The sequence below is a fragment of the Cohaesibacter gelatinilyticus genome, from assembly GCF_900215605.1.
Taxonomy (GTDB): Bacteria; Pseudomonadota; Alphaproteobacteria; order Rhizobiales; family Cohaesibacteraceae; genus Cohaesibacter; species Cohaesibacter gelatinilyticus.
Genome location: NZ_OBEL01000001.1, coordinates 1,699,305 through 1,725,412, shown reverse-complemented (window position 1 = coordinate 1,725,412; position 26,108 = coordinate 1,699,305). Strand labels below are relative to the sequence as shown.

At 49.0% G+C, this 26,108-nt stretch carries 23 protein-coding genes; 9 read left to right on the top strand and 14 right to left on the bottom strand.

Annotated features, from left to right (window positions below):
• Positions 1–10: 10 nt before the first annotated feature.
• Complete coding sequence (locus CRO57_RS24725; RefSeq protein WP_170955989.1) at positions 11–1,579, bottom strand: D-alanyl-D-alanine carboxypeptidase; 1,569 nt, start codon at positions 1,577–1,579, stop codon at positions 11–13.
• A 474-nt stretch (positions 1,580–2,053) separates the two neighbouring features.
• On the opposite strand from CRO57_RS24725, the gene clpS reads away from it, so the two are divergent.
• The 6 genes from clpS to CRO57_RS07615 all read left to right on the top strand — a co-directional run bounded on the left by clpS (position 2,054) and on the right by CRO57_RS07615 (position 7,884).
• Complete coding sequence (gene clpS / locus CRO57_RS07640) at positions 2,054–2,374, top strand: ATP-dependent Clp protease adapter ClpS (protein ID WP_097152685.1); 321 nt, start codon at positions 2,054–2,056, stop codon at positions 2,372–2,374.
• Between the two features lie 9 nt (positions 2,375–2,383).
• On the top strand, positions 2,384–4,813 hold the full coding sequence (gene clpA, locus CRO57_RS07635; protein WP_097152684.1) for an ATP-dependent Clp protease ATP-binding subunit ClpA: 2,430 nt from the start codon (positions 2,384–2,386) through the stop codon (positions 4,811–4,813).
• Positions 4,814–4,915: 102 nt separating this feature from the next.
• Positions 4,916–5,161, top strand: coding sequence for a hypothetical protein (locus tag CRO57_RS07630; protein ID WP_097152683.1), 246 nt, complete (start codon positions 4,916–4,918; stop codon positions 5,159–5,161).
• An 84-nt stretch (positions 5,162–5,245) separates the two neighbouring features.
• Entirely contained in the window at positions 5,246–6,667 is a 1,422-nt protein-coding gene (locus CRO57_RS07625) for a TrkH family potassium uptake protein (RefSeq protein ID WP_170955988.1), read from the top strand.
• Between the two features lie 123 nt (positions 6,668–6,790).
• Positions 6,791–7,531, top strand: a complete 741-nt coding sequence (locus CRO57_RS07620; RefSeq protein WP_097152681.1) for an AzlC family ABC transporter permease — start codon at positions 6,791–6,793, stop codon at positions 7,529–7,531.
• The gene (locus CRO57_RS07615) at positions 7,528–7,884 is read left to right on the top strand and encodes an AzlD domain-containing protein (RefSeq protein ID WP_097152680.1); all 357 of its coding nucleotides are present in this window, start codon (positions 7,528–7,530) and stop codon (positions 7,882–7,884) included. The genes CRO57_RS07620 and CRO57_RS07615 overlap by 4 nt, the downstream gene beginning before the upstream one ends.
• 259 nt (positions 7,885–8,143) lie before the next feature.
• Here CRO57_RS07615 and CRO57_RS07610 read toward each other — a convergent pair whose 3' ends face one another.
• The 4 genes from CRO57_RS07610 to CRO57_RS07595 form a co-directional block, all read right to left on the bottom strand.
• A complete protein-coding gene (locus tag CRO57_RS07610) occupies positions 8,144–8,581 on the bottom strand; it encodes an HIT family protein (RefSeq protein WP_097152679.1) in 438 nt (145 codons plus the stop codon).
• A gap of 71 nt (positions 8,582–8,652) precedes the next feature.
• The gene (locus tag CRO57_RS07605; protein ID WP_097152678.1) at positions 8,653–9,819 is read right to left on the bottom strand and encodes a GNAT family N-acetyltransferase; all 1,167 of its coding nucleotides are present in this window, start codon (positions 9,817–9,819) and stop codon (positions 8,653–8,655) included.
• Positions 9,820–10,599, bottom strand: a complete 780-nt coding sequence (locus CRO57_RS07600) for a glycerophosphodiester phosphodiesterase family protein (protein ID WP_097152677.1) — start codon at positions 10,597–10,599, stop codon at positions 9,820–9,822.
• Positions 10,600–10,724: 125 nt separating this feature from the next.
• Positions 10,725–11,192, bottom strand: coding sequence for a RidA family protein (locus tag CRO57_RS07595; RefSeq protein WP_097152676.1), 468 nt, complete (start codon positions 11,190–11,192; stop codon positions 10,725–10,727).
• A gap of 233 nt (positions 11,193–11,425) precedes the next feature.
• Between CRO57_RS07595 and CRO57_RS07590 the strand changes: the two genes are divergently transcribed.
• Positions 11,426–12,376 (top strand): EipB family protein, encoded by a 951-nt coding sequence (locus CRO57_RS07590; protein WP_097152675.1) that lies wholly within the window; start codon positions 11,426–11,428, stop codon positions 12,374–12,376.
• A gap of 11 nt (positions 12,377–12,387) precedes the next feature.
• On the opposite strand, the gene CRO57_RS07585 is transcribed toward CRO57_RS07590, so the two are convergent.
• Genes CRO57_RS07585 through CRO57_RS07575 form a run of 3 tightly spaced genes read right to left on the bottom strand, consistent with a single transcriptional unit; the run spans position 12,388 to position 14,768 of the window.
• A complete protein-coding gene (locus tag CRO57_RS07585; protein ID WP_097153283.1) occupies positions 12,388–13,749 on the bottom strand; it encodes a DNA polymerase IV in 1,362 nt (453 codons plus the stop codon).
• A 34-nt stretch (positions 13,750–13,783) separates the two neighbouring features.
• Entirely contained in the window at positions 13,784–14,428 is a 645-nt protein-coding gene (locus tag CRO57_RS07580; RefSeq protein ID WP_097152674.1) for a hypothetical protein, read from the bottom strand.
• Between the two features lie 34 nt (positions 14,429–14,462).
• Positions 14,463–14,768, bottom strand: a complete 306-nt coding sequence (locus CRO57_RS07575; protein ID WP_097152673.1) for a DUF3572 domain-containing protein — start codon at positions 14,766–14,768, stop codon at positions 14,463–14,465.
• A 215-nt stretch (positions 14,769–14,983) separates the two neighbouring features.
• Between CRO57_RS07575 and CRO57_RS07570 the strand changes: the two genes are divergently transcribed.
• Both CRO57_RS07570 and CRO57_RS07565 read left to right on the top strand, forming a co-directional pair.
• Positions 14,984–15,355, top strand: a complete 372-nt coding sequence (locus tag CRO57_RS07570) for a response regulator (RefSeq protein ID WP_097153282.1) — start codon at positions 14,984–14,986, stop codon at positions 15,353–15,355.
• Positions 15,356–15,387: 32 nt separating this feature from the next.
• Positions 15,388–16,761 carry a PleD family two-component system response regulator gene (locus CRO57_RS07565; protein WP_097152672.1) on the top strand — a complete coding sequence of 458 codons (1,374 nt, stop codon included), beginning with the start codon at positions 15,388–15,390 and terminating at the stop codon, positions 16,759–16,761.
• Positions 16,762–17,465: 704 nt separating this feature from the next.
• On the opposite strand, the gene rpmG is transcribed toward CRO57_RS07565, so the two are convergent.
• The 6 genes from rpmG to dprA form a co-directional block, all read right to left on the bottom strand.
• Complete coding sequence (rpmG, locus tag CRO57_RS07560) at positions 17,466–17,633, bottom strand: 50S ribosomal protein L33 (protein ID WP_097152671.1); 168 nt, start codon at positions 17,631–17,633, stop codon at positions 17,466–17,468.
• A gap of 188 nt (positions 17,634–17,821) precedes the next feature.
• Complete coding sequence (locus CRO57_RS07555) at positions 17,822–18,577, bottom strand: NUDIX hydrolase (RefSeq protein WP_210200777.1); 756 nt, start codon at positions 18,575–18,577, stop codon at positions 17,822–17,824.
• Between the two features lie 259 nt (positions 18,578–18,836).
• Positions 18,837–19,256, bottom strand: coding sequence for a DUF983 domain-containing protein (locus CRO57_RS07550; protein WP_097152670.1), 420 nt, complete (start codon positions 19,254–19,256; stop codon positions 18,837–18,839).
• A gap of 159 nt (positions 19,257–19,415) precedes the next feature.
• Entirely contained in the window at positions 19,416–21,716 is a 2,301-nt protein-coding gene (gene rnr / locus CRO57_RS07545; RefSeq protein ID WP_210200776.1) for a ribonuclease R, read from the bottom strand.
• A gap of 24 nt (positions 21,717–21,740) precedes the next feature.
• Complete coding sequence (topA, locus tag CRO57_RS07540; protein WP_097152669.1) at positions 21,741–24,371, bottom strand: type I DNA topoisomerase; 2,631 nt, start codon at positions 24,369–24,371, stop codon at positions 21,741–21,743.
• Positions 24,372–24,865: 494 nt separating this feature from the next.
• Positions 24,866–25,993: a DNA-processing protein DprA gene (dprA, locus tag CRO57_RS07535; RefSeq protein WP_097153279.1), complete on the bottom strand. Its 1,128-nt coding sequence runs from the start codon at positions 25,991–25,993 to the stop codon at positions 24,866–24,868.
• Positions 25,994–26,108: the final 115 nt, after the last annotated feature.

Below are 26,108 nucleotides of genomic sequence, written 5' to 3'. Positions count from 1 at the left end.
TCACTACAATTTACGGGTTCAGCGCCAGACAGGCGAATTTTTGTTTCTTCAGGATCTTGCAGGCTCTGCGGGCAGATTTCTTGGAAGAGAAACCAGCAAAGCGAGCGCGATACAGGACTTCATCATTCTTGGCAACGGTCTCGGTATGATTGAGAACTGCAGCCAAGAGGCGTTTGTTTTTCTTACGAGCCTGGACCAGCAATTTGTTGGCACCGGACAGGGTTGGCGTAGCACCCAACTGGATTTGCCAGCCAGCTGGTGCGGGTTTGGCTTCAAATGAAGCAATACCAGGATTTTGGGGTGATTTTGTGGCAGCAGCAGGCGCATAAGCAGATGCATGTGTCGACAGATCACCAATAGGGTCGTTTGCAGGGCGTGGCATTGGCGGAATGGCCAGAGATGCTACGGTCAGCTGTTTGGATCGTGTTGGTTGCTGCCGGATTGATGCTGTAGCCCGATTGTCCTGCAGACGCGCCTTTGGAAGTGCTGCCAATTGAATCGGAGCGTTCGCAATTGGTTGTTCTGCAACAAGTGCGACTGGTGCAGTCTGTGGAGCAGCTGCCGGAACTGGTGTCAGATCAACCTTGGCAAGCGCAACAGGAGCACCTGGTGCTACTTTTGCTTTAGGCAGGCGAATTTTGGAAGCCAATTGTATGTAATTGCGTTTTGTGGTTCCCGCGCGAGGGACAACAAGAGCAGTCAGACGTCGGCCAGTTTTTGCTTTTGGCAAGTATTTGGCAATCAATGACTTCATGTGTGCATCGCGAGATCGTCCAGTCTTACCCCCCATGACGACGGCCACGATATGCCGGTCACGACTTTTCACATTGGTGACAAGGTTGAAGCCGGATGCACGAGTGTAGCCAGTCTTGATGCCATCCACACCTCTGACCCTACCAAGGAGCTTGTTATGGTTGCCGTAGCGGCGCTTTCCATAACGAAAGCTCTTCGTGTTGAAGAATTTGTAGTAACGGGGAAAACGATCTTGCAGCGCACGACCAAGCAGAGCCATGTCGGCGGCTGTGGTTTTTTGTTTTGAATTTGGAAGACCGGATGCATTGCGAAAGGTGGTTCGACTCATTCCCATGGAGCGGGCTTTGCGGGTCATCAGGGTGCCGAAATTGCTCTCGGTTCCACCAATATGTTCAGCAATAACCGTGGCAACATCATTGGCAGACTTGGTGACCAATGCATAGATTGCATCGCGCACCTTAATTGAACTGCCTGCACGTAAGCCAAGTTTTGATGGTGGGCGTTTGGAAGCGTATCTCGACACCTTCATGCGACTGTCGAGTTTCAATTTGCCAGAATTGAGCTGCTCAAAGACCATATAAAGGGTCATCATCTTGGTTAGCGAAGCGGGATAGCGCAAGGATTTTCCATTGCGCGAAAATAGCACTTTGCCACTTTTAACGTCGATGACATAGGCTGCATATTTGTTGTTCGTGCTGCTTTTTTTTCGCTTTGCAGCGTCAGCCGAACTGATAGGGGCCACTGCCAAAAGCACTGCTACGCCTGCACAGACTGCACGGCGCAGAAGGGATGAGCCATTGAGGGCTTGGAACGCTACTCTAAACACGCGACGTCCTTCGACTGTTTACTCTATTGCAGTCCCACGGTGCACAACAAATGCCAGTGATTTGGGTGCATGACTGCCTTTACTTTGAATATCAAGGTTAATCAGTCACAGTTACGAAACGGTAAAAATTGCCTAGTTTGACGCAATTTGAGAGAAATTTGATGGATATGGTTAACCTAAGTCGCTGCGATGCCTGGCTAAATTAACCTGTGTAAGAATTTTGTATCTGCCGCTGACAAATTCTTGAACGCCGTGCTCTTAAAATTGGCTGTATGCTGACCTAAATGAAGAAATTGAAGGGCGTTTGGGAAGTTCTCCATTTTACCCGCTTGCGTCTATTTGGATATTCACTGCTTCTTTCTCTTGCCCTGATTGTTTTGTTGCAAAGGGAGAGGGCACAGCCGTTCTTTCTTGATCATAGTGTTATGTGCTAGGAAAGAAGCTACAATTTTGATTCCGGAGAATGGCTAGACAATGAGTAAATCTGTTCGTCGCCTGGATGAAGATACCGGGGTAGCGACTAAAACGCGCTCCAAAACCAAGCGACCGAATATGTATCGTGTCCTGTTGTTGAATGATGACTTCACGCCCATGGAATTTGTGGTTCATGTGCTGGAAGCTTTTTTCAACAAGGGACGGGAAGACGCAACGCGCATCATGCTGCATGTCCATCATCATGGTGTGGGTGAATGTGGCGTCTTTACCTATGAAGTAGCGGAAACCAAGGTGTCACAGGTGATGAATTTTGCCCATCAACATCAACATCCGTTGCAATGTGTCATGGAAAAAAAGTGAGGAGCGCTCGTGCCATCATTTTCCAACTCTCTTGAAATGGCCCTGCATAAGGCTTTGATGTCCGCGAATGAGCGACACCAGGAATATGCGACGCTGGAACATTTGCTGCTGGCGCTGATTGAAGACAGCGATGCGGCTGCGGTTATGCGTGCCTGTGGCGTAGATCTCAAAGTGTTGGAGTCCAATCTGGTCGATTATATCGACAATGAATTGTCTAATCTGGTACAGCAGAGCGATGATGATGCCAAGCCGACCGCTGGTTTCCAACGGGTGATTCAGCGTGCCGTCATTCATGTTCAATCCTCCGGTCGGGAAGAGGTAACGGGTGCGAATGTGCTGGTTGCGATCTTTGCCGAGCGCGAAAGCCATGCCGCCTTCTTCCTGCATGATCAGGATATGACACGCTATGACGCGGTCAATTATATCTCGCATGGTATTGCCAAGACCCCGGGCATGGAATCTGGTGCTATGCCGACTGGTGTAGATGACGATGAAGAAGAGTTTTCGTTTGAAAGTGATGACGAAGAGGATGAAAGCCAAGGATCTGCCGAAGCTTTGAAGGCTTATGCGGTCAATCTGAATGAGAAAGCCCGCAACGGCAAGATTGACGTGTTGATTGGGCGCGATATTGAAATTCACCGGACTATTCAAGTTCTTTGCCGCCGTGCCAAGAATAACCCACTGTTTGTGGGGGATCCTGGCGTCGGTAAAACCGCCATTGCGGAAGGTCTGGCAAAACGCATCATTGAGGATAAGGTACCTGATGTCTTGAAAGGTGCGACGATCTTCTCCCTTGATATGGGTACTCTTTTGGCAGGAACGCGCTATCGGGGTGATTTTGAAGAACGCCTGAAACGAGTCATCAAGGAAATTGAAGACTATGATGGGGCTATCCTTTTCATCGATGAAATCCATACGGTGATCGGAGCAGGTGCAACGTCTGGCGGTGCGATGGATGCGTCCAATCTATTGAAGCCGGCTTTGGCCTCTGGGTCTTTGCGCTGTATGGGATCAACGACATACAAGGAATATCGTCAATTCTTCGAGAAGGATCGGGCGCTTGTGCGTCGATTCCAGAAAATCGACATCAATGAACCGAGCGTTCCTGATGCCATCGATATCCTCAAGGGCTTGAAGCCTTATTTTGAGGACTATCACAGTGTCAAATATTCAAATGACGCCATTCAGTCGGCAGTGGAGCTTTCTGCGCGCTATATTCATGATCGCAAGTTGCCAGACAAGGCGATTGATGTGATTGATGAAACGGGTGCTGCACAGCAATTGTTAGCCGAGAATAAACGCCGTAAGACCATTTCTGCCAAAGAAGTTGAAGAAACCATTGCAACCATGGCACGGATCCCGCCGAAGACCGTTTCCAAGGATGACAAGGAGGTGCTTCAGCATCTCGAAGTCAACTTGAAGCGTGTGGTCTATGGTCAGGATCAGGCAATTCAAGCGCTTACATCGCAAATCAAGCTGGCCAGGGCTGGTTTGCGTGAACCCGAAAAGCCTATCGGCAATTATCTGTTCTCTGGTCCGACTGGTGTTGGCAAAACCGAGGTTGCTCGTCAGCTTGCTGAGCTGATGGGTGTGGAATTGTTGCGCTTTGATATGTCGGAATATATGGAGCGTCATACCATTTCTCGTTTGATTGGTGCTCCTCCAGGTTATGTCGGTTTTGATCAGGGCGGTCTGCTGACCGATGGCGTGGATCAACATCCGCATTGTGTGTTGCTACTCGACGAAGTGGAAAAAGCGCATCCGGATCTGTTCAATATTCTGTTGCAGGTGATGGATCACGGTAAGCTGACGGATCATAACGGCAAGAAAGTTGATTTCCGCAATGTCATTCTGATCATGACGACCAATGCCGGTGCTGCGGAAATGGACAAACAGGTTATGGGCTTTACTGCGACTTACCGGTCCGGCGAGGATGAAGAGGCCATCAACAAGCTGTTCACGCCTGAATTCCGTAACCGTCTGGATGCCATCATACCGTTTGGCCATCTGCCAACGGAGATTGTTCATCAGGTGGTGCGCAAGTTCGTTGTGCAGTTGGAAGCACAATTGGCTGATCGTGGGGTGACCTTCGAGTTGACCGATGCGGCGACACGTTGGCTCGCGGACAAGGGATATGATCCGAAAATGGGTGCTCGTCCTCTGGGACGCGTCATTCAGGAACATATCAAACGTCCGCTGGCAGAAGAGATCCTGTTTGGCAAGCTTGTTAAAGGTGGTACTGTTCAGGTGGATGTTATCAAGGCTGAGGAGGGTGGTGAAAAACTTATCCTTACTATGGTTGAGGACGAACCAAAGCTGAAGCGCAAACCTCGGCGAACCAGCAAATCCAAGACAGCCTCTGGTGCTGCAAGCAAGAGCAAAGCTGTTGCCAAGCGCAAATCAAGCGTTCCAACCGTTTCTGGTTCGGGTAAAAAATAGACCAAATGCCAATTCAATCAGACGGATTTGATCTGTCTGGTTGAAGTATTTGTCAGGATGGGCATAACAAGGCGGCTAGATGCCTTAATAAGTGAGAACACCATGTTTTCTGATATCCCCCCCTGGCTCCGAACAATCTTTCTTTATACTGCTTTTGCAATTGTTTCCCTGATGGGGGCGAGCGCTACAATGCGGGCGGCTTTTCCCAACGGGATATTTGGAAGTCTGGTCGATCCTGCGACCGGACGAGCAGACGGTTTGGAACTTCTGAAGAATATTATGACAGTAGCTGCCGGTTATATGCTTGTGATTACCTTGATCTATCAGCAATATTTTGACGGTGAATGATGCTATAGTTAGCGCTTGCTTTCCAGAAATGAGAGAGGCTGTATGTTGACATGCCTCTTTCCTGATTGGAGAAGGACAGAGCAAATGATTTCCATTCTCGGGTGCTTGATAGCTGTTTTGGGCAGCTTGATGTTTCTACCCGCAGCCATTGATCTGGCTTTTGTGAATGAAGATTGGCATGCATTTGTTGCGGCAGGTTGCATGTCTGTCAGTGTTGGTGTGGCTTTGTTTCTGGTTGGACGTCACCAGAATACCGGATGGACAACCAAAAATTCCATCATTTTTGTCAATGCCTTATGGATTTTTGTCTGTTTCTTTGCAGCATTGCCACTTTATTTGTCATCGCTTGAGCTTTCGTTCACGGATGCTTTTTTTGAGACAGCGTCTGGTCTGACCACGACAGGATCAACCGTATTGAACGGATTGGATAATATGGCACCGGGTATCTTGTTCTGGCGTTCCATGTTGCAATGGATTGGCGGACTTGGAATTGTTGCTATTGGCGTTAGCATCCTGCCATCACTTGGTACTGGAGGGCAGCGACTGTTCTACATGGAATCCTCCGACCAAAGCGATAAACCCTTTCCTCGAGTTAGAGAATTTGCCGGTCGTATCATCCTGATCTATTTGTTGCTGACAACTCTTTGCGCATTTGCATATTTCGAGTTGGGAATGAGCGTATTTGAAGCGATCAATCATTCCATGACGACTGTGTCGACAGGCGGGTTTTCGACATCGGATGATTCTATCTGGCATTTCCATAGCTTGGGGATCTTGGTGGTGGCGTCATTCTTCATGTTCCTTGGTGGATTGCCGTTTCTTTATCTAATCAAATTGTTTTCTCCCAATCCTGTTCATGATCCCCAGGTTCGCCTGTATTTCTTTGGAGTCATTGCGGCCAGCCTTCTGATCTTTACCTGCAAAGAGGTTCTGTACCCGGAAGGTGCATGGCATGATCTGGTATTTGCCTTGTTCAATGTCATTTCGATTGTCACCACAACGGGCTTTGCCGCAGGGGATTACCAACTTTGGGGAGCTCTATTTGGTGCTGTTTTTCTGGTGCTTACTTTCTTTGGTGCTTGTTCCGGCTCAACATCCGGTGGATTGAAACAGTTTCGTTTTGTCGTGATCTGGCAAATGATTCGTCAAAGCATCATGACATTGGGGCGACCGCATCAGATTGTGCCTATGCGCTATGCCAATCGGTCTATCAGTGATGACATTGTCTCCTCCACACTTGGTCTGGTTTTTATCTTCTTTGCCACTTTTATGATTTTTGGTTTGATGTTGGAAATCGGTGGTTTGGATTTTATCACCGCCATGAGCGCATCGGCGACGGCTCTTGCCAATGTTGGTCCTGGTTTAGGTGAAGTTATTGGTCCTGCTGGTAATTTTTCCTCTCTTCCCGACTTTGACAAGTGGCTTCTGTCGGTTGAAATGATTCTTGGTCGACTGGAGATTCTCTCCGGATATGCTCTTTTGTTGCCAAGTTTTTGGAAGTGGTAACTGTAAGGGGATCAAAGAAAAGAGCGAGTATATTTGCGTCCTTTTACGCTAGCGGGGCCATCATTGATGTGGTTTGATAAGCACTCATTCTGTCCAATCAAACCGCCCATGTGATCTGATTTCATGACTATCTCTCAAAGTGAGGTGGCCGATGAGCGGCTTTCTGCCTTCATCTGGTATCGCCGTGGTATGCGCCATTTGCTCACAACTCCTGCCATTGTGCTTTATCTATCTTTTATCGGCTTCGGCGGTTTTGCCCGCGAAAGTGGCGTTGAAATCGGCCATGCATTGGCCATGACAGGATTGATCTGGGCCTTGCCTTCTCAAGTGGTTTTGATTGGTGGTGTCGTATCAGGCGCCGGTTTGGCAGCTATTGCTCTTGCTGTGACATTGGCTTCCATCCGTTTGATGCCAATGGTTGTGGCGTTGGTCCCGGAATTGCGCGATAAAGACACGCCTAATTGGCAGCTATATGTGCTTTCTCATGTCACGGCCATTACTGGTTGGGTTTTTGCCATGCAAAACGTGCCAAAGCTGCCACGTTATGCTCGGGTGCCATTTTTTGCAGGTTTTGGTCTGACGCTTTGCTTCATCAATATCGGGGTGACAGCAATTGGTTACTCCATTGCCGGGATTGTACCGCCGCTTGCTGCTGCTGCGTTGTTTTTCATGACGCCGCTTTATTTTTTGCTGACGCTACCGAGTGCCGCGAGACTGCTTTCTGATCGTTTGGCACTGGTTTTTGGTATTATTCTTGGGCCGATCTTTGCGATCTATGTGCCGGGTTCTGATCTGGTTTGGACGGGTCTGGTGGGCGGTTTGAGTGCCTATGCTATTGGTCGGTATAAGAGGCGGGTGACATGACTTTTGATGCCATTGATAGCTTCTGGTGGCCTTATCTTTTCATTTTTCTGGCGGGGATGCTGCCAACAGAAGTCTGGCGCTGGCTGGGTGTTGCCTTTGCGGGGCGTTTGCGTGACGACAGTGAGTGGATCCTGCTTGCTCGTGCTGTTGCCAATGCGTTGGTGGCGGGTGTGATTGCACGACTTATTCTCTTCCCGTCTGGCGCCTTGATGGAAGTTCCGGTCTGGATCCGTTTGGCATCAGTCGGAATTGCATTGGTGATCTATTTCGGATTTGGTCGAAATTTGTTCCTCGGTGTGTTTTCCGGTGCAGGAAGCTTGATGTTGCTGGTTTGGACCATCATCGGGCTTTGATCACGACATCCTTTTCATGCTGTTCAAATATTGTGTCTGGAGCAGGGATTTCTCTTTTGATTTCCTGTGATAAGGCAGAGGAAAAATGGATGATGGCTTGTGGATTGAGCGGTGGATATCATATGGAGTTCTGAAGCATTACTTGTGTGTTGAGGGTGAGAACATTGTGCATGGATAATGAAAAGCCCTTGGAAGAGATATAAACTCCACAAGGACTTTTGAGATGTTTCTCTTTGAAAAATAATGGCTTATCTAGATCTTACCCATTCTTTTCCAAAGCATTGATCAGCGCCTGTGCATGAGTGGCAAGAATATCGTTTTCAGCCATGTTTCCGGTATGCGGACGCATGGTGATGCCGTCTTTGCGGGGGATGACATGCATGTGCAGGTGGAAAACCACTTGACCACCGGCGGGTTCATTGAACTGCTGAATGGTGATGCCATCGGCTTCAAATGCAGTCATCTGAGCCTTTGCAATTTTCTGAACTGTTGCCATGACAGCATTGACGTCATCTTGCCCCGCATCCAGCATATTACGGGATGGGTTTTTGGGGATCACCAATGTATGGCCGTCCGCACGAGGCATGATGTCCATGAAGGCCAGGGTTGCGTCATCTTCATAGACCTTGTGGCATGGCAACTCTTCACGCAGGATTTTGGCGAAGATATTATCGTTGTCGTATTCAGTGGCGGTCATGAATGTCTCTCGCTTGTCTTTTTGAGAAAGTGATTGGAACTGAGATTAGCAGGCTGGTGAACGCTTCACCATTACCCCTTTTTGAATGGGGCGAGATCTGTGAGGAAATCCTGTTCCGCAGCGGCTTCATGCCGTTCTGCTTGCAAATAGTCTTCAATGGCTTGTCGAAAGGAAGGATTATCGATCCAGTGACAAGACCAGGTAGCTTGTGGAATATAGCCACGCGCCAATTTATGCTCGCCCTGAGCTCCTGCCTCGACACGCGAAAACTCATGTTCGATGGCCCATTCAATAGCTTGATGGTAGCAGAGTTCGAAATGCAGGCTCGGATATTCACCGGTAGTTCCCCAATAGCGGCCATAGAGCGCATCCTTGCCGATGAAATTGAGGGCACCTGCAACAGGGGTGCCTCCATCCAAAGCCAAGAACAACAGCAGATCATCGTTCATTCGCTCGGAAAGCATGGCAAAGAAAGGGCGCGTGAGATAGGGGCGCCCCCATTTGCGCGCGCCTGTATCCATATAGAAGGAGAAGAAACTGTCCCAGTCGTCTGAGCTAATTTCGTCCCCTCGTTTCTGAAGCAGGGTTAGCCCATGACTCTGTGCTTGCCGTCGCTCTTTCCTGATCGCTTTTCTTTTGCGAGAAGAGAGTGCTGACAGAAAATCATCAAAGCTTTCATAGTTCTGATTGATCCAATGAAATTGTCGGTCTCTTCGTGGCAGCAATCCTTGCTCTGTCCAGTTTTCCTTTTCGCCATCCGGCAGGAATGTGAGATGGACCGAGGAAATATGGTAGCGGTCGCATAGCTGTTTCAGACCAGAGGCAAAGGCGGCTGTTGCCACATCTGAGTTCAGGCCTTCTCTTGTCAGCAATTTGGGGCTGGTGACCGGTGTGAAGGGAATGGAAGATTGCAGCTTGGGATAATAGCGTCCGCCTGCGCGCTCGAAGGCATCTGCCCAACCATGATCAAAGACATATTCACCCTGGCTATGGGCTTTCAGATAGAGAGGGAGGCAGGCAAGGGCCCCATCCGTTTCGTCTTTCAGTGCCAGATGATGAGGCAGCCAGCCGCTTTGTTCGCTGACGCAGCCCGAATCTTCCAGAGCGGAGAGAAATGGATAGGAAAGAAAGGGATTTCCCGCTGCAGATGGAGTGGCTTGTCGGCAGGACTCCCAACTCTCTTCTCCGATCTGAGCAATCGAATGACAGACTTCCAGATGAAGAGTTTGTTCGCTCATTCAGTCTGCCTCATCCAATCCGTTCAAGCTGTCGGGATCGTAACCTTCAAAGGTCACTTGATCGCAGTGATGCAGTGCCTTGGCATGCAAGGCTTCATCCGTTGTGGTCCAACAGATGGTGGGGATTGCGTAGAGGGATTTCAAAAGATCGACTGAGGGAGCAGGGAAATCCTTCACACCATAGGAGATGAAGTCAGGTTTTGATGTCGGGAAATGCAGCAAATGGGTGAGGGCATAGCACTCTTCATTGCTCAGATGTTCACCATCTTCATCGTTAAAATAGTCGCAAGAGACGATACCGCGTGGGCGATCCGTCAACTTGGTCAGATTGGTTACGATATCAGGGGAGAAGGACATGACTGCAGCCTCCCTAGAATAGTCTTGCAGGCAAGTGGCGACCACTTCTTCCAGTTTGGTGGTCTGGATTTGGGGGGCTTTCAGCTCAATCACCACGGGTACCTTGCCATCAATCAGTGCAAGAATTTCGGGCAGATTCTGAATTGGGTCTGCACTATGCTTCAGCTGAAGGCATCGCATCTGATCCATGGTTTTTTCAACGGTTTTACCAGATGAGGTAGTGAGACGATCCAGATCATGATCGTGGAAAACCACTGCGTGACCATCTTTTGTCAGCTGTACGTCCAGCTCGATTGAATAGTTTTTATCGATTGCCGCTTGAAAAGCAGTCGCGGTGTTTTCCTCGACATTTCGTGATATGTCATGCAGACCGCGATGGGCAATTGGTCGTTCTGTAAGCCAGGGAAAGGATTTTACAGACATAGGTAAATCTCCTGGCTCTTCATTCTCAGACTTGTCCTTTTTACAATTGCGTCAGTTGACAAAAGATACTGAAAACCGTCTCCATATATCTGCTGATGTTGGGAGACGGCAACTTCAATTTATGCTTAGTCCGCCAATTCTACGATGGCGTCGATTTCTACGGCTACACCGAATGGAAGTGCTGCAGCAGAGACAGCAGAGCGGGCGTGGCGGCCTTTTTCGCCAAAAACATCTACCATCAGATTGGAAGCCCCATTGATGACTGCTGGTTGATCACCAAAATCTGCGGTAGAATTGACAAAGCCACCCAGCTTTACAATTCGTGCAATTTTTTCCAAATCACCGGTCGCTGCCTTCATTTGGGCAATCAGATTGATTGCACACAGGCGTGCTGCTTCAGAGCCTTCATCGGCTGTGAAATCTTCACCCAATTTACCTTTGAACTGGATACCCTCGGCAGTCATTGGCAACTGGCCTGAAATATACAGCTGATTCCCGGTCTTTAGAAAAGGAACATAGTTGGCCGCAGGGGCCGCTGCTTCTGGCAGGGTGATACCAAGCTCGGCAAGCTTTGCTTCGATCTGTGCAGTCATGGATATTTCCTGTAAACTCGGTCCAGTTCGGTATTTTGGACAGATTGAGAATTAGACTTTCTTTTTACGGTAAGCATCTAGCCTTTGCTAGATGAAAAAGTATCTTGGAAGCGCACGTCTTACACAGAAATTTACTGTTTGCTCTCGTGCATCTCGGGACGTTGCATCCTTGTTCGGTTTTCAGATTTATTTTGCTATCTGATTATGCCACAACAGGAGCCTGTTGAGGAGGAATGGATATCGAAATGCCGTTTGCCAGGATATTGCACTCAGTCATGGTGTTGGTTGCCGCGCTTGGCGTGAATGTGGCCGATGTTGGTTTATTGTCGGCACAGGATAAACCGACCGAAACCACCCGATTTTCCTCCGAGATGGTGCAAATCAAAGATGACAGGCCTCGTAAGCCCTTGGCATCATTTCGTGCGGTTTATGACATCAATCTGGCTCCTGGCGCAAACAAGGCTGGCCTTTCTGCTCTGGATGGGCGGATGGTATATGAACTGAATGGCTCAGTTTGTGATGGATTTGCACTTACCCATCGTTTTGTGACACGCGTTGATCTGAGTGAAGGGCAGACGAGCCTTACGGATTTGCGCTCTGCCAGTTTTGAAAATCCTGTTGATCGCTCCTTCCAGTTCATTACGCGCACACTTATTGATCAGGAGTTGAGCCAGACCTCACGGGGCCTGGCGGTGCATGACAAGGAATTTACCTATGTAGCCCTGAGTGAACCGGAAGAAGATACGCTGGAGCTTCCAAAAGATGTTCTGTATCCGGTTGAGTTTACCGATGCTTTGCTGAAAGCTGCTGTTGCCGGAAATCGTTTTTTCGAGGCAACCATATATGACGGTACCGATACCGGAGATCTGGTGTTTGAAATAACGGCGGTGATTGGAGTTGCCAAGAGTAGTGGTGAATTGTCCAATATTTATAAGGAACTGGATGGCTTACGTCATTGGCCTGTTACCATCGCTTATTTTGAAACTGGCAAGGACGAGGATGATATGGCTCCGATTTATGAAATTTCCATGGAACTCTATGAGAATGGTGTGAGTGGCGAAGTCAAAATTGACTATCCGGATTTTTCATTGGTCGGGACATTGTCCGAGCTGAAAATTCTTTCAACTTCATCTTGCGATCCCAATGATGTGAAACGCACTCCTAACTCAAATGGCAACGGTTAGTTGCCAATGAGTCAGCCAATTCCGCTGTCTTCATCCGGTTTTTGAGCTGAATGAATTTCATCATTTCTTGTTCCAGATTTTTCCGTTGGATCCAACTTTCCTTTCAATGTCAGCCCCAGTTCCACGGTTCTTGCTCCGAATTTCTCACTGAGTTTGTCCATGGCCAGCTCGGCCTGCGCACGCTTGGTTGCTCCCTGATCTACCAAATCGGGTGGATCTGATAAATCTGAATCACATAATTCAGCAATTCCAATACCAATCAGGCGGTATTTCGTTTGGCCGCTCAGTTCCTTGAGCAGCATGTCTTTTCCGACAGAGTAGATTTTGTCAGCAAGTTTCGTTGGATCCATCAAGGAACGGCTGCGGGTGACGCTTTTGAAATTTGAAGATTTCAGTTTCAATGTGATGGTGCGACCTGCCAGGCCCGCCTTTTTGGCGCGGTAAGCGGTGGTCTCCGCCAGACGCCTTAGAATTGGGAGCAGATCGTCGGCAGAACATAAATCGCGATTGAAGGTGGTTTCGGAACTGATGCTTTTGGCACCTTGCGAAGGGGTGACGGAGCGAGAATCATTTCCTTTTGCCAATTTGGCCAACCTCAGTCCAAAGGTGCCATACCGTTTGGCAAGATTGGTTTCATCTGCAGTTTGTAGCTGACCGATGGTGTGATAGCCGTCTTGTGCAAGCTTCTTTTGAGAGACAGCACCAACGCCCCAGATTAGCGAGATCGGTTTGTCTTGTAAAAAGGAGTGTGTCTCTTCCTTGCCAATGATTGAATAGCCTCTAGGTTTTTCCAGATCTGAAGCGATTTTTGCTAAAAATTTGTTATGGCTCAGCCCTACGGAGACCGTGATGCCGATCTCATCTTCAATGCGTTTGGCGAACTGGGCGAGGGTCAGGGCGGGGTAGGCGTGATGCAGAAGATTGGTTCCTGTTAAATCCAGAAAGGCTTCATCAATGGAGAGCGGTTCGACCAGTGGAGTGAGTTCCTGCATCATGTTTCGGATTTGCTTGCCGACACTGCTATATTTTTTCATGTTTGGTCGTACGATCACGGCGTCCGGGCATAGTTTTTTTGCTTGGAACATGGGCATAGCCGAACGAACGCCGTTGATGCGGGCAATATAGCAACATGTAGCCACGACACCTCGTTGTGCGCCGCCAATAATGACGGCTTTGTCCTGTAGTTCAGGGTTGTCACGTTTTTCAATGGTTGCGTAGAAAGAGTCGCAATCGATATGAGCGATAGAAAGCTGTCTCAATTCTGTATGGGAAAGGCAACGAGGAGAGCCGCAATTGGGGCAACGCTGCACAGAGCCGGTGCCGTCATTCAGGCAGTCTCTACAAAGATAGAAACGCTTCGGTTGCTTGTCCATGCGTGCTTGTTCCATCGTTCGGATAAAGGGAGCGCTAGCTGATATAGCCTTCAATATAGTGCTGAACAAGCAACCAGTCACGACATAGTAGCGCTGTGCCGGTGACCGGACTTCGAGATGCAATACTGGCGAAGCGGGCATCTGCGATGAAATGGAGGCAGATTGGAGCGAGGGAAAGATCAAGCGCACTGCTGATATGGCTCGCGCTATCGTCCAGAAAGAATGCGGGTGCCTTCTGATGTTCCATCAGTTGAGCAATTTTCGGACCCTTTGAACCTTGATTGGTCAATAATGGTGCCACAAGTCCTAGTTGGGCCAGACGTTCTCGACGTTGATCTGCGAGATGTTCGGGAAAATTCGTAAGGAGGAGCAGGTTGCACTTTTTTTGCAGAGAAGAGAGTATTGATATGGAGTTTTCAACGGCTTCCTGATAATGAGATAATTCAATAAAAAGATTGTTTATCATATTCTTGATGGAGTTATTTGATAAATTACTTCCAGTTTTTCTATGATAGATATTGCCGTTTAGACTGTATGAGCTGGCTTTGAGTGCATAGTCATGACGTGCAAGGAATACTTCAAAATGCCGAATGAAATGCAGGATCACTTCGTCCACGTCACAGATGATCAGCGGGCGCTCGGGATCAATTTGTTCCTGCAACTCCGATGGTGTCATCATGATAATAGATTCCTTGAGCAGATAACTCGGGGTCTCAAAGCGCGCCGGTACTGGCACCCCCCATTGGATCCAAGGCGATCTTGGCTTTCAGAACGTCTTCTGGTGTCAGGCTGTGATTCGTAGAAAAGGCAAGCAAGGTGTCGTCATTGCTCATTAGAAAATCGAGCATGGCAGCCTGAAAGGATGGCTCGTTGATTACGGCTCTCAAACTGGCCGGATCCATACCTGACAAAGCCAGGAATTGTCCCAATAATTCAGGATCTTGGGATAGATAGGTCAGGGCTTTTACCGCGATTTCCTCAGCGAATGGTCTGGAGAGCCCTGAATGTTGGCCTTGCATGATATCTGTTTGCCCTTTTGAAAGATTTGCCTGCTATGACTTGTGATGAGCTGTCTTGTCCGGCATCTGTCATTGGGACAATGCTGATTTTGCAAGGCATCAGTATCACGAGTCAGAAGCATAAAGGCTAGGGCAGGAACTGTCGAATAGAGCCTTTTAGACTTCGCAGATTTCCGTTGAAATCTGAACGACCAATGAGATCTGCAGGCGGTATCATGGCCAAAAAAGTGCTGATAGTTGAAGACAATGAACTGAACATGAAGCTGTTTCATGATTTGTTGGAAGCCTATGGCTATGAGACAGTGGGTACACGCAATGGATTGGAAGCTCTGGATCTTGCGCGTACACATAGTCCGGATCTTATTCTGATGGACATTCAACTACCGGAAGTATCTGGCCTGGAAGTCACCAAATGGCTCAAGGAAGACGATGATTTACGATCTATTCCTGTTGTTGCCGTTACGGCATTCGCCATGAAAGGTGATGAAGAGCGTATTCGGCAAGGGGGATGTGAGGCCTATTTGTCGAAGCCTATTTCTGTGGCGAAATTTATTGAAACTGTGAAAACCTATATTGGTGATGCCTAGGGGTTGTACCCTGATATCTGTGGGGAGATGATATGACGGCACGCGTACTGATCGTCGATGACATACCTGCCAATCTCAAGCTGCTGGAAGCACGGTTGTTGGCTGATTATTTTGATGTGCTTTGTGCGCATTCGGGGCTAGAAGCCCTTGATATTCTGGACAAGCATTCTGTCGATATTGTTTTGCTGGATGTCATGATGCCCGGAATGGATGGATTTGAAGTTTGCCGCCGGATCAAACAGAATCCTCGGACCATGCATATTCCTGTTGTGATGGTAACAGCGCTCGATCAAGTCTCTGATCGTGTGGCCGGTCTGAAGGCTGGTGCTGACGATTTTCTTACCAAACCACTTAATGACATGGCGTTGATCTCTCGTGTCAAAAGCCTTGTCCGTATTAAAATGCTGACTGATGAATTGCGCACGCGTGCCAATACCTCCGAGGAAATGGGATTGGATGATGGTGCTCTGTTTGCAGATCTGAATAATATCGAAGGTGGGCGGATTCTGCTGGTTGACGATCAGCGATCCAACGCGGAGCGTATTCGAAAGCAGGTTCGTGGTGTCTTTGATCTTATCTGCGAGAATGATCCGCAGGCGGTCATAAAGCTTTGTGCTGATGAAGCTTTTGATTGTGTGTTGATTAATCTGAACATGCGTACGCATGATAGCTTGCGTCTTTGTTCCCAAATGCGCAGTCTTGAAAAGACCCGGATGTTGCCAATCCTCGTTCTGGCTGATGAGAGCGATGAACCGCGGATCATGCGTGCTCTGGATTTGGGCGTGAATGACTATATTCGTAAGCCGATTGATCGCAATGAACTGATGGCGCGCATGCATACGCAGGTGTTGCGAAAGCGCTATACAGATGCGTTGCGGAACTCCATTCAGCACACCATGGAACTGGCGATTGTCGATGGACTTACCAAGCTTTACAATCGCCGATATATGAGCACTCATTTGGATTCTTTGCTTGCTGCTGCTCAGCAAAAAGAAAAGCCGGTTTCGGTTCTATTGATGGATATCGACTTTTTCAAATCCGTGAATGATACTCATGGTCATGATGCAGGTGATGAAGTACTGCAAGAGTTTGCCAATCGCATGCGTAAAAATTGTCGTGGTATCGACCTGGTCTGCCGTTACGGTGGAGAGGAATTCGTGGTCGTGATGCCTGATACCGATATGGCCTTGGCCATGGTGGTGGCTGAACGTATTCGAAAGAAGGTAGCGGAGAAACCCTTTATCATTCACAAGGGACGTCAGATGATTGATGTGACCATTTCCATTGGGCTTGCATCGGTTGATAACGGAGCCAAGACACAGGATGAATTGTTGAAGCTTGCGGATAACGCACTTTATACGGCCAAACGAGATGGGCGTAACCGTGTTGTCTCCAATGCAGCCTGAGCACTCACATATATGACTTTGAAAAAACCTCGGTCAATTCGTTTGACCGGGGTTTTTATTGTTCAACTCTTCCTCTAGGCCTTGGCTGTTGCTTGCTCACGGAATCAGATCCGGGAAGGGGAGGTTTTCATTTATAATTTTGAGCATCTCTGTCTACATCATACGTATTTTTGCGCATTAAAATATTGTGGGAGTTACTAAAATTTGTATTTAACTCTCATTTGTGTGATGTTTGTGGTATTATTAACCTTAAAACTTCACTTAAATTGCGTAAACTTAATAAAGCTTTAAACTATTCGTTGAAAATCTCTTGCTTTTTGTTAGGCTGATGCAGTGCAACAGGTAGCGTGCGTAGCTGTGTGGTCACATTTGCGACACATGTTTGCCTTCAAGTTGTTTGAAAAAGTTCCCCCTACGGTATGCCAGGTCCGCCGCATCTCCTGGGGCCGTGGGGTTTGGTCGGTTCGGGCGCAGCAGAGTGGCCTCCTCAAGTGGTCTGCTTTCGAACCGGCCATCCTTTCTCTCATTCCTCCCTTACACATGTTTATTTATTGCCGAGTGTAGCCGTGTGCTGCGATTGAGGAACAAGAAACTCAGTTGCTAAAATGATTTTGCATGAAGGGAAGAGTGGGGTTGATACAAACAAAAACGCCGCCTGATGACCCATCAGGCGGCGTTTTTGTTTTGTGAAAATTCCAGAAACCTTATTTGATTTTGGCTTCTTTGAATTCTACATGTTTCTTGACAACCGGATCATACTTCCGCTTGACCATTTTTTCCGTCATGGTACGGGAATTCTTCTTGGTAACATAGAAGTAACCCGTGTCAGCGGTGCTGACGAGACGGATTTTGATTGTTGTAGCTTTTGCCATTTTAGACTTTTCCGTCTTTCTAGGCTGAGCGGAAAAGTCCGTCCCAGCTATAAAAATCTGTTTCGAGGCGACAAACTAAGCAATGTTGGCCTATTGTCAAGAGTTTGATGGTGATTATCGACGTCAAACTGCCTATCTTGATCAATTTGCGTGGCTTTTTACCCTAATATGCCATCTAGAGGCAGGCCCTAGATCATATCCTGTACCATTTTGCGGCCGACCATGTAGTAAAAAGGCGTTTTGACATTGGGTGAAAAGTCAGGATCTTGCTGCAAACGAACTTCCAGTTGGTCGAGAATCTCTAGTGTGATCCGCGGCAGTTCCAGGTTTTTGGCCTCGGGAATCGTTAACCAGTGCAAATCTTCCAATTCTTCAGTTGGTCCGCGGCCTTCAGGGAGGCGTTCGATGATATGGGTCGCATCGACTGCAAAGAAACGGGTATCGAATCGGCGAGTGCGGCCTGGAGGAGTAATTGCACGCGCGATGAAGCGAAACGGATCCAAGTCAGGGACAATACCCTTCTCGGTAAATGCTTCCCAACCTTCTATACCGATCTTCGGATCATCATCTTTGACACCTAAAAACAGGCCTGCTTCTTCGTAAGTCTCGCGAATTGCGCACATCAGGAGGCCACGCATGCGCGCATCACTGCTGCCGTTCTTGGCACGATGCTGAAGCTTCTTCATGACTTTGGGATTGATGTCGCGGGAATAGGGAACACTACTGTCGCTTGCATCCAGGCGGCCTCCTGGAAAGACGAACATGCCAGGCATGAAACGATGGCGCATGTGTCGGCGCCCCATCAAGACCTTCGGCTCTCCGTGTTCTCGGTCAAGAATGATCAGAGTTGCCGCATCTTTGGGCTTGATTCCGGTCAGGCTCTTGTCCCAATGGCTCAGGGCATTCTCGGTAAGAGCTGGATGAAATTGAGGGTTGCTTGTCATGATAATTTTCCGCTTTGTTCCAGACCGGGTCGCCACTGAAAAGAAAGGCGCAACTCCCGAGACATCATCAGGATGCTCGGGAGCTGGAATATGAGCGGATCATAGGCAGTTACACTATTGATGACAATCGCTTTGCCTGTTGAGTCATGCTGGGCTTTGGTAGTATTAAACAAAAGTTCGTTAGCTTTTGAGGTCAAACGGGTTTTTCGGCTGGTCTTTGTTCCAGTACATGATGACCTTTCGGGTCTTGAAGGAGAGTTCAGGCCTTCTCGGGGAAATCCGATTCTGAATTTGGATCAAAACCATGCATATAGTTAGCCCATTGCAAGGCAACGATTACGCCCTTGATGGGGCGCAAAAAAGCCAATGACATGGCAATGGTGATGGGAATCCAGATCAGCATATGAATGGTCAAACTCGGTCTGAATGTAATTTCTGCCCAGATGAGAAGCGGAATTACGATATGCCCGACAATGAAAATGGTGAAATAGGGTGGTGCATCATCTGCGCGCTGATGGGAATAGTCCTCACCACAATTGGTACAAGTATCAGCGACTTTCAAAAATCCATCAAATAACTTGCCTTGCTCGCAATTGGGGCAACGGCATTTGGCACCATTCACCAAAGCAGGCCATAATGGCCGTGCAGGTGTGGAGGTGATTGTGATCTGGCTATTCAAAGGTATCTCCTCACAGGTTCCAGTCCTGACAGAAGGGAATTGCGTTCACATAGTCCTTGTTATTTTATGGTTGTGACACTTTCGAGCCAACTGTCCGCGGCAAGATAAACATAGATCAACTGATTTGTCTGCAAAAATGCGTATAAAGACGTATATTTTCTATTGGCGACCGGATTTGCGGCGTGGACGTGTGGTCCCTGGCTTTTTTCGACCTGAATATCTGCCGTTTCGGCCTTTGCGAAAGGGGCCTTTGCTCACCCGGCCTTTTATGCTCGACTTCGTGCCAGGCGTTAACATCTCGAACCGCAATGCACCGGCCATAGGTGCTGCTTCCACAAGCCTCACTTCTACCTGATCACCCAAGCGGTAGGTCTCACCTGTGGCTTCTCCCACCATGGCATGATTGGCTTCGTCAAAATGATAATAATCGTGACCTAGTGTTTTTGCCGGAATAAAACCATCCGCACCAGTATCATGCAGTTGCACGAACAGGCCAACCTTGGTGACACCTGCGATTTTGCCATGGAATTTTGCGCCAACCTTGTCAGCCAGGAAGCTCGCTATCAGGCGATCCTTGGTTTCGCGTTCCGCTGCCATGGCACGTCGCTCGGTGCTTGAAATGGCGGCAGCAATGGCTTCCAGCTTGGGCTCAAAACCACCAGGAAGGCCATCGTCTCCCAAATTCAAGGCTGATATGAGGGCACGATGAACAATCAAATCTGCATAGCGGCGGATTGGTGATGTGAAATGTGCATATCTTTGCAGGTTTAGACCGAAATGGCCGATATTTGCCGGATGATATTCGGCTTGCGATTGCGTGCGCAAAATGACCGTGGAGACCAATGGACCATGTTCCGTGTTGCCCATCTTGCCAAGAATGCGATTGAACATTTCCGGGCGCAGATTTCCGCCTTTTGGCAGGTTCACGTCCAAGGATGCAAGAAATTCGCGAAGGCCTTCCAGCTTTGGCAAGGAAGGGACATCATGGATGCGGTAGATCAGAGCTTGCTTATGTTTTTCCAGACTTTCCGCAGCTGCCACATTGGCCTGGATCATGAATTCTTCGACGAGCTTATGCGCGTCCAGACGATCTGGCACAAAGACCCTGTCCAGCATGCCGTCAGGCTTCAGGATCAGCTTTCGTTCAGGGATATCCAACTCCAAGGGGGAGCGATCATCTCGCCCTTTTTTCAGAACTGCGTATCCATCCCAAAGAGGTTTCAGGATCGGGTCCAGCAATGGTCCGGTTTTGTCATCCGGTTCACCATCAATTGCGGCTTGCGCCTGATTGTAGGAAATGCCCGCGGCGACCTTGATCATGACACGATGGAAGCTATGGCGGATTTTTCTGCCATCCGCGTTATAGATCATGCGAACAGCAAGCGATGGACGATCTTCTTTTTCTCGCAAGGAACACAGATTGTTTGAGATCCGCTCTGGTAGCATTGGAACAACCCGGTCAGGGAAATAGACCGAATTGCCGCGCTTCAACGCTTCCTTGTCCAGATTGGAGCCAAATGGAATGTGATGAGCAACATCTGCAATTGCGACATAGGCAATGATGCCGTCGGGATTGTTTGGATCTTCGTCGGGCTCGGCAAAGATGGCATCATCGTGATCCTTGGCGTCCGCCGGATCAATGGTGACAAACGGAATAGCACGCCAGTCTTCTCGTCCCATCAGTCCGGGATGCGTGGCATTCTCGGCTTCTTCCAGTACCGCTGGCGGGAAGATGTAAGGAATGTCCAGAGCATGGATGGAGATCATGCTGACAGCCTGCTCTGATGCCATCGGGCCGATGACTTCCTGCACGCGAGCGCGAGGTGTTTTGCCACGACCAGTGCGGGTCAGAGTGACGGAAACCAGATCGCCTTCTTCCGCATCGCCTCGTCCGGAATCATCGATCGGCATTTCCTGGGTTTTCTTGTCGATCGGGACCAGACGACCGCCGCCATGGACGGTGTCGCGTCGATAGATTCCCAAAATCAGGTCTTGGCGTACAGGTAGGATCTTGATGACCCGAGCCGTGAATTTGGCTGTGTCATGTTCGATATCCTTATCGAGCTGCTTTGCAAGCACTCGGTCGCCAATTCCGGGAACAGCCTTGGATTTCTTGTCTGGTTGAATCAGAACCTTGGGGGCGGGGCCGTGCTCTTCCTCATCCCATTTCATGGGGAGGGCAAGCAAGTCGCCAAAAGAATCGCGCTCCGTGATGCGATAGACTCCGACGAAGGGTAGCTCTCCGGATTTGACCAGCCGCTTGCGGTTTTTCTCCAGATGCCCGTCTTCTGTCAGCTCTTTCAGGAGCTTCTTGAGTCCGATACGGGCTGCTCCTTTGATGCCAAAAGCGCGTGCAATTTCGCGTTTGCCTGCTTGACCCGGATTTTCTGCGATGAAAGCTAAAATATCCGCTTTGGTAGGCAGGCTGTCATCGATCCTGCTTCTGCGCTTTTGTTTCACTTAAGCTCAATCCTCGCCCGTTTCTCAGGCGTCGTCGGCAGCGTCGGCTTTTTTGGTCGCTGCCTTTTTTGTGGTTGTTTTCTTGGCTGTGGTCTTTTTCGCTGTCGTTTTCTTGGCGGCGGTTTTCTTTGCTGGCGCCTTTTTCTTGGTACCAGTTTTGCCCGCCTTGGCTGCGATCAACTCCAATGCCTGTTCCATCGTGACCGATTGTGGATCGGTGTCCTTCGGCAGTGTCGCGTTGATCTTGCCATGATTGACATAAGGACCATAGCGGCCGTCCTTGACCGAGATCGCTCCGCCATCAGGATGATCGCCCAGTTCTTTCAGGACCTGAGCGGTTCGGCGACCACCACCTTTGGCGCGTTTTTCAGCCAAAAGGGTCACTGCGTGGTTGAGGCCGACAGTAAAGATGTCATCGACACTTGGCAGATTTGCATAGGTACCGTCATGCAGAACAAACGGACCATAGCGACCAAGGCCTGCCTTGATCTCCTTGCCGTCTTCCGGATGCATGCCGACTGGGCGCGGCAATGACAGCAGTTGCAGGGCCTTCTCCAGATCAATGCTTTGTGGATCCCAGCCCTTTGGAATGGAGGAGCGAGGAGGCTTTTTCTCTTCGCCCAACTGGACATAAGGTCCGAAGCGACCAGTGCGCAGCGATACGTCAAGGCCGGTTTCCGGATCGACGCCCAGCATTTTGGGGCCATCGCCCATATTTTCCTGCTGTTCGCCATTTCCGTTGTCCAGCTGGCGGGTATAACCGCATTCTGGATAGTTGGAGCAACCGACAAAGGCACCATAGCGGCTGGTTTTCAGGCTAAGTTGACCATTGTCGCAGGATGGACATACACGCGGGTCCTTGCCTTCTTCCTTCTGCGGGAAGGCATAGGCGGCGAGTACTTCATTGAGGGTGTCCAGTACCTGAGAAACACGCAGCTCCTTGGTGCCATCGACATGTTGGGAGAAGTCTTCCCAGAATTCCTTCAGCACATCTTTCCATTGCAGCTCGCCTGCGGAGATCTTGTCGAGTTTTTCTTCCAGGCTGGCTGTGAAGTCGTATTGTACATAACGCTCAAAGAAATTGGACAGGAAGCCCGTGACCAGACGGCCTTTGCCCGATGGGATCAGACGTTTTTTGTCCAACTCTACGTAGTCGCGATCACGCAACACGGAAAGGGTGGCTGTGTAGGTGGAAGGACGGCCAATACCCAATTCTTCCATTTTCTTGATGAGGGTAGCCTCAGTATAGCGTGGTGGAGGCTCGGTATGATGCTGAGTAGCCGTCACACCTTTGCGGGCCAAAGCTTCACCTTCGCTCATTGGTGGCAAGCGTTTGCTTTCCTCGTCGTCCGAGTCATCCTTGGTCTCGGTATAGAGCGTCAGGAAACCATCAAAGCGCACAACAGAGCCGGTTGCACGCAGACCGGCAGAACGAGAACCATGTTGAGCTACGATCTCAACAGTGGTGCGTTCAATCTGGGCAGAGGCCATTTGGGATGCCATGGTTCGGCGCCAGATGAGAGTATAGAGTTTGAGTTGTTCTTCATCCAGATATCTGGCCATCTGTTTTGGATGGCGGAAAATATCGGTCGGGCGGATTGCCTCGTGAGCTTCCTGGGCGTTTTTGGCTTTTGAGGAATAGTAGCGCGGTTTTTCCGGTACATAATCCTTGCCAAATTCGTTTTCAATGGCACCCCGGATGGGGCCAATTGCTTCCGGTGCAATCTGCACACCGTCGGTACGCATATAAGTGATCAGACCTGTAGTCTCACCACCCAGAGAGATGCCTTCATACAACTTCTGGGCAATTTGCATGGTGCGGGCTGCGGCAAAACCAAGCTTGCGGGAGGCTTCCATCTGCAGGGTAGAGGTGGTGAAAGGTGCGAACGGATTGCGTTTGACCGGTTTCGCTTCAACAGACTGGATCGTTATGTTGGCTTGTTCGATCAGCTGTTTGATATCAGCTGCTTCGGTTTCACTACCAATGTCGTGCCGGTTTTTCTTGATGCCATCGACGGATACGACACGTGCCTGGACATCATCACTGCCAGCGGTCGACAGATCGGCAAAGATAGACCAGTATTCCTGCGGGAGGAATGCTTCGATCTCGGTTTCTCGCTGGCAAACAAGGCGTAGTGCAACTGATTGCACACGCCCTGCAGAACGTGCCCCGGGCAATTTACGCCATAGAACTGGTGACAGGGTAAATCCGACCAGATAATCCAGCGCGCGGCGGGCAAGATATGCTTCTACCAATGGCGCGTCGATGTCGCGTGGATTTTCCATGGCATCCAGAATGGACTTCTTGGTAATGGCATTGAACACCACACGTTGAATGGGCTTGTCTTTCAAAACCCGTTTATTCTTTAGAACCTGCAACACATGCCACGAAATGGCTTCCCCTTCGCGGTCGGGGTCAGTCGCGAGAATGACGCGGTCGGATTCTTTGACGGCACTGGCAATTTCCGTAAGGCGTTTCTTGGATTTTGCATCCGCCTCCCAGGTCATCTTGAAGTCATCATCTGGCAGAACGGAGCCGTCTTTGGACGGAAGATCGCGTACATGGCCATATGAAGCCAGAACTTTATAGTCCTTGCCGAGATATTTATTGATCGTCTTGGCTTTAGCCGGTGACTCTACAATGACAACGTCCATGTGAAATCCGTCTCTTCAAAATCTGATGCCATATCATTACGCCGAACCAAGGCATAAAGCATGGGCCTACCGCGCAATCTGGCAGATGATTCTTATCGTCCTAGTCCTGTCAAATGACCCTTCCTGATGCCAAGGTCAAGGCTTGTCGAGATGTTCCTAGACGATTGTGTTGCTTTCGCACAACAAGAAATTGGGAGGAGGAGAAACGGAATGTCACTCAAAAGATGTATTTTTACTACTACAACCTAAATTTCATTTGGGTGTTCCTTATATCGAAAAAATTATTAGAATGTTGAAAATATTGATAAATTAATATGAATTGATTTTTTTAAGTGCAGGAATGGCAATGAATTCAGAATTAGCCAACCGTATAGAGAAATCTACGGAATATTTGGGCCAATTTTTGAAGGATGCTAGTAAATTGGATGCGAAGTGGTTGGCGGGTGATGTTTCTATCTTCCGGATGGTATCTATGTGCTTATAGTATATACGCTCTATTGCGGACGAAGAGAGACGGTTTGATTTCCGTGACGTTCCAAGCGTCCTGCCAGATCCAATTCTAACAATATCATCTGTATCTGGTTGAGAGGCATCGAAGTGAGGCGTGCCAACTCATCAATGGCAATTGGTGTCAGATTGAGGCTACAGACCAACTTGTCACGCTCTATTTCCACGATTTGCAAGTCTGGTTCCAGATGGTCAGGTTCGATGGCTGAATATTCTTCCAATAGTGCTTTTGAGGAATTGGGTTTCGGTATGTAATGCGCAAGTGCCTCAAGTATGTCATCGACTTGGGTAACCAGACATGCACCTTGTTTGATAAGGTGGTTTGTTCCGGCTGATCGAGGATCCAGGGGCGAGCCGGGAATGGCGAAGACTTCGCGCCCTTGCTCCAGGGCATAGCGAGCGGTGATGAGCGAACCTGACCGTTTGGCTGCCTCGATCACCAATGTTCCTGCTGAAATGCCCGATATGATCCGGTTGCGGCGAGGAAAATCCTGTGCGCGGGCCTGCCATGAGAATGGTGCCTCGGATATGATCATGCCGTTATGGGATATTTGATGGGCAAGCGGGATATTCTCTTTGGGGTAGAGCTTGCCCAAGCCACCTGCAACCACTGCTATCGTTCCCGTCTCAAGGCTTGCAGTGTGGGCGGCGGTGTCAATGCCTCGTGCGAGGCCACTGGCAACGACAATATCATTTTGACCAAGCTGACTGGCTAATGTCTGAGTGAGTTTCAATCCGCTTGCAGAACAATTGCGGGAACCAACGATTGCTACAATTGTCTTTTGTGCCCAATGCTCCTGACCGGCAATGGTCAGAATTGGTGGTGGGGCATGGGTATGGGTAAGATCTCGTGGGTAATCTGGCTCACCAAGTGCGACCAGTCGGGCTCCGGTTTTGTAGACTGCTTCCCATTCCCGTTCCGTATCTTCCTTGGATGCAATCTGGATTTTTCGTTTGGCTCCACCTCGCTCGGAGAGCGTGGGAACTGCTTCAAGAGCTTTTTCTGCCGATCCGAAATGATTGAGCAGATCACGAAAGGTTGCGGGCCCAATATTCTCGCTGCGGATCAGGCGTAACCAATTGAAGCGTTGCTGATCGCTAAGTCGGTGAGCCATTGATTGTACTAGGTTGGCAGCGAGTTCTTGTGTGAAAGGTTGGTGATTTGTCTTTGTAGAGGAAATGTTTTTTCGGCTCATGAAATTGCCTTTCGGACTGGGTTATTCAGCCCTG